The sequence below is a fragment of the Helicobacter pylori genome (assembly GCF_009689985.1).
In the GTDB taxonomy this organism is placed as follows: domain Bacteria; phylum Campylobacterota; class Campylobacteria; order Campylobacterales; family Helicobacteraceae; genus Helicobacter; species Helicobacter pylori_CG.
Genome location: NZ_QBAW01000011.1, coordinates 21,016 through 31,615 on the forward strand (window position 1 = coordinate 21,016; position 10,600 = coordinate 31,615).

A 10,600-nucleotide genomic window follows, 5' to 3' on the forward strand; every position below is an offset into this window, starting at 1 on the left:
AATTTTTTAAAAAGGCATTAGCCTTTTAAAAGGTATTCTAAGAGCTTGAGATAATCTTTTACCTCAGACGCCCTCACGCTTGTTGGTTGGTTTTCTAACGCTAAAAAATCTAACACCTTATCAAGCTTTTCTCTATAAGAAACGCTTTTTTTAAGATTGTTTGAAAGCGTCTTCCTGGGAGATGAGAAACAGGCTTTCAAAAAATCTTCTAATGTTTCAAACCCTTTTTGTAGGGCTTCTTCAAAAAATGGCGCTTGGAGTAATGAAGCCAACGCCTTTTCTTTCAGCGGCTCTTTAATCACTTCAAACACGCTAGAAAACACCTTTGGAGGCGGGCTAAACGCGCTAGGCGGCACATCAAACAAAAGGGTAGCGTTCCCTATTGCTTGAGTTAAAACGCTTAAGGCGTTCTGTGAATCTCTAGCGCAAAATTTGAGTGCCACTTCCTTTTGCGTCATCACCAATAAACCCCTGCATTTAGGGTCTTTGAGTGCGTTTAAAACAAGCCTGGTAGCGATATAATAAGGCAAATTAGAGATCAAAAAATAAGGCTCTTCTTCTTTTAAAAAAAGAGCGTCTTTTTCCACTAATTCTAACCCAAAAGGCTTTTTTTGTGCCTTTAGTTTTGATCGCATTTTTTCGCACAAACTGCTATCTATCTCATAAGTCTTTAAAGGATAGCGATCCAACAACTTAAGAGTCAAATCCCCTAACCCCACGCCAATTTCAATTAGCTTTAATGGGTTTAAGGGGGGCAAAGCATTAACAATTCTGTCTAAAAACGACTCGTCCGTTAAAAAATGCTGTCCTAAAGACTTTTTAGCTACTACCATAGCACGCTTTTAATTCCTAGTATTATACCTTAAAAAGGGGATTTGTCTTTCCTTTTTAATGCAACTTCCTTATTATAGCTTTTTTCATTCAAAGATGTTGGTAGTTTTGACAATAGGAACGCTTCAATTAACACTCGTGGCGCTCGTATTAAAAATTAGTATTAAAATCTTTTTCGTTAATAATTGGTTAGATTTTGCATTATAAAATGAAATCCTAGCCAATGAGCTAGAATTAAATTTCAATTAAAGGAGTCATCATGGCACACCATGAACAACAACAGCAACAACAGGCTAACAGCCAACACCACCACCATCACCACGCACACCACCACCATTACTACGGCGGTGAACACCATCACCATAATGCGCAACAACACGCTGAACAACAAGCAGAGCAACAAGCTCAACAACAGCAACAACAACAAGCACACCAACAACAACAACAAAAAGCACAACAACAAAACCAACAATATTGATTGGGGCGTTTGTGGGGGCGGCCTTAGGGCTACTCCTGGCTTTTAGCTCTTTTGATCCAGTAAATCTATCAATTCAAACCAACCCTTTTAACTCCATTAGATTTTTAAACTTTTAAAATCTCTCTTTTGATGATTGTCAAATGGCTCTATTTTCTGTCCAATAAAGATAAGCTTATTCATTGAGTGGTCATAATGGGGTGCAAAACTTAACGATTTGGCATGCGTATTGCGATCTAGGGGTGTTTTAAGGGGGTTTGTTGTAAAATCTCATCACGCCCCATAAGTGGCCTTATGGGGCAAACTACCTTAAAAGGAGCATGTTATGCCTAAGACACATAACAAACGCTCTTGGAAAACATTATACTTTGAGTTTGCTTTTTTGGGGCTTAAAGTGATCGTTTCTGTGAAACGCTGATTTTTCTAAGAGCGTTCCCCTGAGTTTAAAAGCTTAGGGGTTTCCTTTATAAGCGGGTTTGTCCTTGACTTTTGGGGCGTTAATTATTTCTTTATATTTTCATTCACATTTTTTAATCTTGTTTTAGCGTTTGTAAAATTAAAAGTTTTAAGGGGGTTTGTTGTAGAATCCCATCACGCCCCATAGTTGCGATATGGGGCAGACCAACATTGTAAGGAGCATGCCATGCGATCAAAAAATGGCAAACGCTCTTGGAGATCATTATACTTTGAGTTTGCTTTTTTGGGGCTTAAAGTGATCGTTTCTGTGAAACGCTGATTTTTCTAAGAGCGTTCCCCTGAGTTTAAAGCTTAGGGGTTTCCTTTTCAAACGGGTTTGCCCTTGACTTTTGGGGCGTTAAGTTTTGTTGTAGAACGCATTTTCTTAAGAGAGTAGCAATAATTCTCCTCCCTACAAAACTAAATCCACTTATAGAACGCTTTTTAAAAATACCGCTTGCTTTAGCTCTTTGGTTATTTGTCTTAAAAACTACTCCCTTAAAAACCCGTATTCATAGACTTTAGGCTGTATTTCTTTGGCGAGATCTTTTAGGGCGTCTTGCAAGTTAGCGTAAAGCTGTTTGTAATGTTCGTCTTTGGCTTTAGCGGGCAGATTTAATTTGCCTTGCGCGTTACGGCCTTGAAAAAATTCTTTGATGTCATAAAGGCTTGCGTTAGCGTTATAATGGCGGTTTGTGGAAGCTTTTGTGTGGTAATGGCGATAAATTTCTCTGCCAGCATCAAACACCCTTGAAGCGCTCGGGCTGAATTCTAGGGGCTTGTTTTCTTTTTTAGCGTTTAAAAAGAGGCTATCGCCCTCCTCTTTTACGCCCTTCTCTTTTATCCCGCCCTTTAAAAAGTCTAATAAAGCGTGGCTAGAATACCTTTCTTTAGCATTGACTTCAGTTTCGCTAAAGGGGATAAAATGGTTAGTCCCTTGAGTGGTCGTGATGCGGTTTTTAGAATGAAAAAGCATGAACGCCAAACAATTGTTTTTAAACTCGCTGTCGTCTTGGAAAGCGTCATCATAGGGAGCGTAAAATTGATCCCTATCGTTTTGCCATGTGGCTTTGATGCAATGGCGGATGGAGAAAAATACAGACACTAACAAAATTGTAGTTGCAATGATTGGAAAATATTTTACATGCGATTGTTGTGATTTGTCAATAACGCTAATATGGACTAAATTTTGATGTTGAAAACTGTTGCGACCAGGATCTAAATAGCCAAAAATAGTGTCTCTTTCCTTTGGCTGAAACTTTTGTAAATAGTCTGCTAAAAATAGAACCTTATTGCACGAGTGTATATTTTTATACCCCAAAAATTCGCCAAGCGAGTCAAACACTTCCAAATTGAGCGTGTTGGTGGGTTTTAAGGGGGGGTAGCGGTATCCCACACCAAAAAGCCGATGGGGAATTGTCCTTTCACGTTATCAAAGCTATCTGCAGGCACCATAAACCCCTCTAAAAATTTGGCTTTAAAGACTTCTCTGAATTTTTTAAAGTTGCTAGAATTAAGGTATTTGAGCGTTGAAAAACTCGCCATGATACAGCCGTTCAATTCCTTATAAATGCGCATGAAAAATTGAGCGAAAAGTTCGTTAGCCCCAGACCCCAAAAGATCTTTATAGGTTTCATAAGTCTTATTGTTTCTTGCGACTTTGGATTTGTGTTCGCCTGTGCCGCTCATTTTAGCCTTATTGCCCGCTTCCGCATACGGCGGATTGATATAGATAATGAGCTTTTTTAACTTCTCTTTATCTTTTAAAATTTCTTGCAAGCTTTTAGGCACTTTTTCACCAAAAAAATCATCGTTTAAAAAGTCAAATTGGAAAACATGGTTTTCTAGCAGATTCAGTTTGTTGGCAGCGGCTAATTCTTTAACGATCGCCACATCGTTGCTGTCTAAAGTGGATAGAAAACAATTAGCTTTATTAGTCAAGCCATTCAAAAGATTCCCAGTCCCCCCAGCGCAATCCCAAATGATATAATCCTCTTGATAATCTTGCCCCAAAGCTTTAGCCAAATATTCTTGACTCTTTTCCACCCAGATTCTAGGGGTGAAAAACGCTCCCTTCCTTTCCCTCACATCGCTTGGCACTAACAAATCGCGCCGCTCTAAAATAAACGCTTGAAACTCTAACTTAGGAGGCCTTTCATAAATCCCCCAAAATTCTTTGTGGGCTTGTTGGCCGTCTGTGAAACCAATTTCCATAAAATCTATTTTACCTAACTCATTCACACCCCTTTTCAATTTATAATAACTGGAGCTTAAAATCGTTTGCAATTTCTCAATAATGGTTTTAACGCCATCGCTAAGCAAATCCGCCAAATAATAATCTGCGTCTAAAATGCCTTTAGCTTTAGCGACCTCCCAATTTATGTCAATGGTGGGCTTGACAATTTCAAACCACTTTTGATAGATCGTAAAGAAATTGTTTTTGTCAATTTGGATTTTGCTGAGCAAGCGGCTAGAATTTAAATATTTTTTGATAAATTCTTTGCATTCTTGGCTTTGGGTTTTAAAGTTAAAAACGAATTTATGGGATTTGCACATGGCTTTAAACGCGTCTAAAGCGTGTTTAAAACCATCTGTGTTGTGGTTGCTTGGGGTGATAGAAAAATCTATATCGCTTTTATAAAAAAAACTTGTGATTGTGTCATTAAAGGCGATAAATTCCATTCTGAAAGCGTTGAAAGCGCACAAATAGGGTGGTGTGTGGTGGGTATAGAACCTATGCTTGCCTATGGTTAAAAGCAGTTGCGTGAAAGCTTTGTCCAAATCGCCAAAATCGCCCCTTTTGGCTTCGCCCCATAAAATGGGTAAGGTGGCGTTAGGGAGCTTATAGCTTAGCATGAAATCTATCTTATCACCGCTATAAAGGAATTTTTTATCCTTAAAAAACTCGGCTTTGATTTGGCTTTTTAAAGGTTCTTCATTGAGGTTACTGAAATCTAAAGGCATTCAAAACACCACCGTTTTGTTTTCATGCACAAAGACTCTGTCTTCTAAAACGAGTTTTAAAGCCCTAGCCAAAACCAGTTTTTCTATATCCTTACCCGCTAGGCGCATTTTTTCCACGCTGTAATTGTGGTTAATGGGCAGAGTGTCTTGTAAAATAATTGGCCCGGCATCAAGGCTTTCATTCACAAAATGTGCCGTGGCCCCGATGACTTTCACGCCCCTTTCAAACGCTTGCTGGTAAGGGTTAGCCCCAATGAATGCGGGCAAGAAACTATGATGGATATTAAGAATCTGATTTTCATAGCGCTTCGTAAAATCATGGCTTAAAATGCGCATGTATTTGGCTAAAACGAGCAAATCCGCGCTCACTTTGTGTTTTAATTCCAGGTTTTTGATGATTGCTAAAACCTCTTTTTCATGCAAAATTTGATCAACACAAGGCGCGTAAAAATAAGGGATGTCAAATTTTTCCACTAAAGGGCGTAAAATCTCGTAATTAGAAATAACGCCTAAAATTTGAGCGTTCAATTCCCCCCCATACACCCTTAAAAGCAAATCCCCTAAACAATGGCTCTCTTTAGTAGCGAGTAAAATAATGTTTTTTTTATGCGTTAAAATGACTTCAATCAGTAGCTCGCTAAAGTTTTCTAAGGCTTTAAAAAGAGCGGTTTTTAAGGATCGCTCTTCTTGCTCTTTAATTTCAGTATTCAAGGGCTTGATTTCTTTTTGGATTTTTAGCCGCATGAAAAAGCGCTGTTTTAAGGGATCAACAAATTCATCGTTTTTAACGATGTTATAGCCCTTGTTAGCGATAGTGGTGCTTATTGCGCTCACTAAGCCTTTAGAGTCTCTAGCTTGAATCTTTAAAATAAATTCTAACATCTTCATCTCATCAATAATTGATAGCCAAAGGCTTGCGTGATGATATTGCTTGCTGATTGCGTGGCCTTTTCAATGAAGCGTTCCATAGGGCTTTTTTCTAGCCAATAGGCTTTTTTAACCTTACTCAATTCTATTAAGCGATCTTGGGCTTGCTTAATCGTGCTGATTTTATCAATGAGTTTTAATTTTAGAGCGTTTTGAGCGCTAAAAACCTTCCCTTCAGCAAAATCCTTATAATCCTTAGCGTTTAATTTCCTGGCTTTAGCAACATCATTCACAAACATTTGGTATTGTTCATTGACTAAATTTTGCAAAAATTCTTTTTCGTTAGGTTTCCATGCTCTGGTGAAAGTGCCTATTTCTTTGTATTCGCCCGCATGCACGCCTTGAGTGGCTACGCCGACTTTATTGAGCAAATTTTCCACATTCGCGCCTGAAAAAATCACCCCAATCGATCCGATCAAGCTCGCTTTAGAGGCATAAACTTCGCTCGCTTGCATGCCCGCATAATAGCTCCCGCTCGCCATAACCCCCCTAGCATACGCTAAAACGGGCATTTTTTGCTTCAAATCAGCGATTTTTTCGCTCAATTCCACGCTCGCTGACACCGCCCCACCAGGAGAATCAATCAAAAGCAAAACGCCCTTAATGCTAGGGGTTTTTAGGATTTTATCCACTTCTTTGTCAAAATCTTCGGTGCTAAAAATCGCCCCATTTAAATAGAGTTTAGCGAGATTGGGCGGTTCGCTTGGGGTGCTTTCTTTAGTGCTAAAAAAGACTAACACAATCAATAACAGCACAAACGACTTGAAATACTTCGTGATAAAATCTAAAGGCATAATGATTAAAGCCTTAAAGATTTTTTGAATGAAACTCCACATGCAACTTTTCCTAAACTTAATATTTGACCATAAGAGTGTATTATACTTCAAATGTTTTAAGGATTAAATCATGGCGTGTAAATTTTGCCCTAAGATCAGAAAAACAGATTGGATTTTTATTTTAATCGCTGCTTTAGGCTTTTATTCAGTCAATAAGCTAGGGTATGTGCCCCAATTCAATACCCCCACTCCAAAATCTTCACGCCCCATTGAAAAGCCTAACAATATGACCGAAGAAGAAAGGAAGAAGCGTTTTATAGAGTTACAAAAAGCATGCTTGCTCCATAAAGACAAAAAGGCATGCGAAGAAGTTTTTTAGATCGCCTTTGTTGTTTTTGCGCTTTTAGGGTCATGCTACTTGTAAGTTTTAATGCCTTTTTTGTTTGTAAAAAGGCTTTTTTTAGCGGTGGTTTTTAGTTATTCTAACACCCCCCAACACCCCAAAATTCAGGCACTCTTAAGCTAAGTCTAAGTCTACTATAATCAAAGGATTTTAAAGGGAACTTAAAATCGTATTTATATTTGAGAATTTGATAAAAATATTAAAGGAAAATATATCATGAAAGCCTTTGTGGTTGATTTAGATGAAAGAGAAAATCGTGAAGTTTTATGCAAGTTTCATTTTGACAGAGGGGGGAAAAGTAAGCTTGAATACGCTTATTACGACAATCAAGCTGTTTCTAACATACATGAAGTAGCCAATAAAATTAAAACTCTCATTCAAAAGAGTCTAAAAAATAATGGATACACTTTGCTAAATCGCAATAAAATTAAAGAAGCCTTTTTTAATCCCTTACAAGAGCGATTAAATAAAACTAAGGTTTTTCTTTCTCATTCGCATATTGATATGAAAAATAATGATTTTTTAGGCGTTAAAAATATCAAGTCCTTTTTAGAACCAACCGATCGTTCTAATTTAATATTTATAGACTCTCTCTTTTGGGATTATAAAAATGATATTCTAAAAGAAATAAAAAACATCATATTGATATAAGCAAGATTAAAGACCCTTTCACGCTCATTCTCAGAGAATCTTTACAAGATATGATTGAAAAATGCCCCTATTTCGTGTTTTTACAAAGTGAGAACAGCGTTTCTAATCAAGGGCTATCACGCATCACTTATTCAGCATGGATTTATGAAGAATTAAAAATCGCTCATTCTATTAGTGAGAGTCGCCCAATTCCAATGATGGAAAGCATGCAAGTCTTTCATGATATATCGCCATTTTTAGAAAGTTTTGAGACTATAACCCTTAAAAAACTATCGCAACAAATCAATTCGTAGGAACAAACATGTTTTTTAAAACTTATCAAAAATTACTAGGCGCGAGCTGTTTGGCGTTGTGTTTAGTGGGCTGTGGGAGTGATAGTAGCGAACCACTAGTTGGGATTGAAAAAAATAGCTTCAATTCTACCTTGAAAATCATTTCTAAAACCGACAACATAGAAATCCAAGACTTGAAGCTCAATCGTGGGAATTGCGAGCATGATAAAAATTTCTTGGTAAAGTTAATACAAGAAACAGTCAATACATACCTGTTTGCATCAGAAAAAGAAAAAGCGATTAAAAACCACCAAGCAAAAATCGCAAGACTTCAAAAAGATTTAGAAGAACTCACACAGCATGTGCAACAATCCAATAATCTTGATAAATTGTTAGAAAATATTTATAACGCTATCGTTCAAATGGATTACTTTAAACAAGCTAAAGAATATGGTAATGCAGAATATTTTGATAAAGCTCCTAGAAAATTCAAGCTTCTTTACCAAACAGTTGGTTCTAGTGTAATGAGTAATGACTCTGTTTTATCTAAATCCTTAATAGGAGGATTAGTACATTTATCAGGAGAAAATGATAATCCAATACATGTTGTTAAGAGGATGCTTGATGACTTTCTAAGTAATAAACTGATCTACGAACAGAATACATGGGGAATACTACATGACAATATAATAGGTGCTATTGAAGACACTAAAAACCCCAAAGACTACCCCTATATCAACCTTAAAGAACTCAAAAAATTAATAGATAGTATTGTTGATGATGACGGTAATTCAGCCGATGGCTTTTTAAATGAAGATAAGATATCAAAAAAAGGTCTCCAAAGCCTTACCAAACTAAAATCCATGTGGCCTAGCGTAGGGAAATTTTATTTCGCTTATTTGAAAGAGGCTATCCCAAGGCATGCCAAAGAAGTTACTGACAAACTGATTAGCTCTGAAGAAAAGTCTATCAAAGCCAATCAAGTCAAACTGACTGAAGCGACGCAAGATATTGACAAAATGGAAAAAATCATTAAAAATCTAGAAAGCAAGAAAAACACCTTATCAGTGTATTTAAAATTTGGAGAAAGTTTCACAGCGCATTATAAGTGTCAAAATCTCATAGAAGTTGGAGTCAAAACCGACAAAGGCGCTTGGACTTTTAACTTTAAGAGATAAATATCAAACATGGAAAATACCCCGAAAGACAGAGCAAAAATCCTTATAGAAGAGCTTAAAATCTTGCAAGGCGTTATCAATAGAATGGCGCAAAATTCTTTAGAGTGCAAGAAATGGACACTCGCGCTCGCTGTGGGTGTCTTATCTCTCAAAATAGAGGCGATCTCTCATCTTCATGGGTTATGCTTTTTGGGGGTGCTACTTCTATGTTTTTGGTTTTTAGACGCTTATTATCTCACGCAAGAAAGGTCATTCAGGGAGCAATACCAATGGCTGATAGAAAACAGGCTTAAAACCGATGAAAGGTTATTTGAAGTCTTTCCTACTCATCAAACTTGCCGGTGCGCGCAATTCTTATGTTCCATGTTTTCGTTTAGCCTTTTCCCCTATTGGGTGTTAGCTCTTTGTTTGGTGGGCTATGGTTTTTGTTTTTTAATTCCGTTTCAATGGAGTGTTGGCTATAAAATAACTTGACTTCAATCAAACGATAACTTTTAAAGCGTTTTAAGATTTAGGGTATCGCAAAATAACCCCACCACTTTCCATATCCATTCCCATAACCTGATACAAGTTTTTACCTAAACTCACGCTCTTTCAAATGGAGTGAAAGTTCTCTCTATCCATCTCTTTAAATTAAACTCACTCAAACAAATTTTTGAGAAATCCCAAAAACTTTCTGTTTTATTGATAGGGTTTATTCCTTTTACAAATTCATTTTTTTTTATGAATGTTTTACACTATAGTGAGACTTTATAACTTACTAACACCAAACACTAATATTTTTGAATTGGTTTGATAATCTTATTAAATGGTTGATTTATGAGTGTTTTTTGCTATTTTAAAATCTAAATATCTATTTAAAAATACTAAGCCGTTTCTCTAAATCAAGCTTTGAGAAATCTAATTGTATATTTATTTAATACCGCATGCCTAGTAACTTAAGACTCCTTGATGAGAACTTAAGTTATCTTAAAATAAAATTAAAACCATGTTCAATCTAAAATAGCAGTGTCCAAATTTCCGGATTTGAGCCGAAATGGCACTGCTATTGAGATATTTCAAACCTCCTATATCTATTTACTCCACAACATAGGGATAGAGTGTGGAAGTATACCCCTCTCTTTTAGAGCCGATGCCAACAAGTTTTCCCATAGAATTATCATCTCCTTTACAATATATAAATTTTTGGGTATCCATCTTTTCTTGCTTTTCTTCTAGAAGCAAATCACACATTCTTTCAAAATCATGACTGAGTCTAGAAACTTCACCTTCAAGCCTTCCTACCCTATCCCCAAGTATTTTTTTTCGGCTTCTAATTTTGAATAATTTCTAGATCTTCTCTCCACATCTTCAATACCATTTGTGGCAATATCTTTAGCTAATCTAGCAGCCGCAGCTCTTTGCTTTGGGCCGTTAAGTCCCTTAAAATATATTTGGGTCATTGTAATCTCCTTGAAATTTATTACGCTTTTCAGTGCCTCGGAATGGGAGACAGAACGACAGACAGCAATCTCCTAACCAAGGGCTACCATGGTATCTAAACTCAAAATTAAAGTCAAGGTTTCATGAAAGGTTGCAAATATTAAAAACAATCAAGAAGTAAAAAGAAAGAATAAGCTCAATCTTTCAAAACTAAGCAACAAGAAGTTCTTTTGTCAGGTAATACT

Annotated in this window: 7 protein-coding genes and 3 pseudogenes; 5 read left to right on the top strand and 5 right to left on the bottom strand. The window is 36.8% G+C overall.

Features of this window, described 5'->3' with window-relative positions:
• Positions 1-17: 17 nt before the first annotated feature.
• Complete coding sequence (rsmA, locus tag DBU79_RS06965) at positions 18-833, bottom strand: 16S rRNA (adenine(1518)-N(6)/adenine(1519)-N(6))-dimethyltransferase RsmA (protein WP_154411968.1); 816 nt, start codon at positions 831-833, stop codon at positions 18-20.
• A gap of 257 nt (positions 834-1,090) precedes the next feature.
• Here rsmA and hpnL point away from each other — a divergent pair, with 257 nt between their 5' ends.
• A complete protein-coding gene (hpnL, locus tag DBU79_RS06970) occupies positions 1,091-1,309 on the top strand; it encodes a nickel-binding protein HpnL (protein WP_001945164.1) in 219 nt (72 codons plus the stop codon).
• A 943-nt stretch (positions 1,310-2,252) separates the two neighbouring features.
• Here hpnL and DBU79_RS07975 read toward each other — a convergent pair.
• The 3 genes and pseudogenes from DBU79_RS07975 to sppA all read right to left on the bottom strand — a co-directional run bounded on the left by DBU79_RS07975 (position 2,253) and on the right by sppA (position 6,489).
• Positions 2,253-4,726 (bottom strand): annotated as a pseudogene (locus tag DBU79_RS07975) (hypothetical protein).
• Complete coding sequence (gene purU, locus DBU79_RS06980; protein WP_154411969.1) at positions 4,727-5,608, bottom strand: formyltetrahydrofolate deformylase; 882 nt, start codon at positions 5,606-5,608, stop codon at positions 4,727-4,729.
• A gap of 2 nt (positions 5,609-5,610) precedes the next feature.
• Positions 5,611-6,489, bottom strand: a complete 879-nt coding sequence (gene sppA, locus DBU79_RS06985) for a signal peptide peptidase SppA (protein WP_154411970.1) — start codon at positions 6,487-6,489, stop codon at positions 5,611-5,613.
• Between the two features lie 70 nt (positions 6,490-6,559).
• On the opposite strand from sppA, the gene DBU79_RS06990 reads away from it, so the two are divergent.
• From DBU79_RS06990 to DBU79_RS07005, 4 genes and pseudogenes are all read left to right on the top strand, one after another.
• A complete protein-coding gene (locus tag DBU79_RS06990; protein ID WP_121092482.1) occupies positions 6,560-6,808 on the top strand; it encodes a hypothetical protein in 249 nt (82 codons plus the stop codon).
• 240 nt (positions 6,809-7,048) lie between these two features.
• Positions 7,049-7,776: pseudogene (locus tag DBU79_RS06995) on the top strand (TIR domain protein).
• Positions 7,777-7,784: 8 nt separating this feature from the next.
• A complete protein-coding gene (locus tag DBU79_RS07000; RefSeq protein WP_134890148.1) occupies positions 7,785-8,933 on the top strand; it encodes a hypothetical protein in 1,149 nt (382 codons plus the stop codon).
• Between the two features lie 9 nt (positions 8,934-8,942).
• Positions 8,943-9,407 carry a hypothetical protein gene (locus DBU79_RS07005; protein WP_134890147.1) on the top strand — a complete coding sequence of 155 codons (465 nt, stop codon included), beginning with the start codon at positions 8,943-8,945 and terminating at the stop codon, positions 9,405-9,407.
• A 603-nt stretch (positions 9,408-10,010) separates the two neighbouring features.
• On the opposite strand, the pseudogene DBU79_RS08090 reads toward DBU79_RS07005, so the two are convergent.
• Positions 10,011-10,375: pseudogene (locus DBU79_RS08090) on the bottom strand (hypothetical protein).
• Between the last annotated feature and the right edge of the window lie 225 nt (positions 10,376-10,600).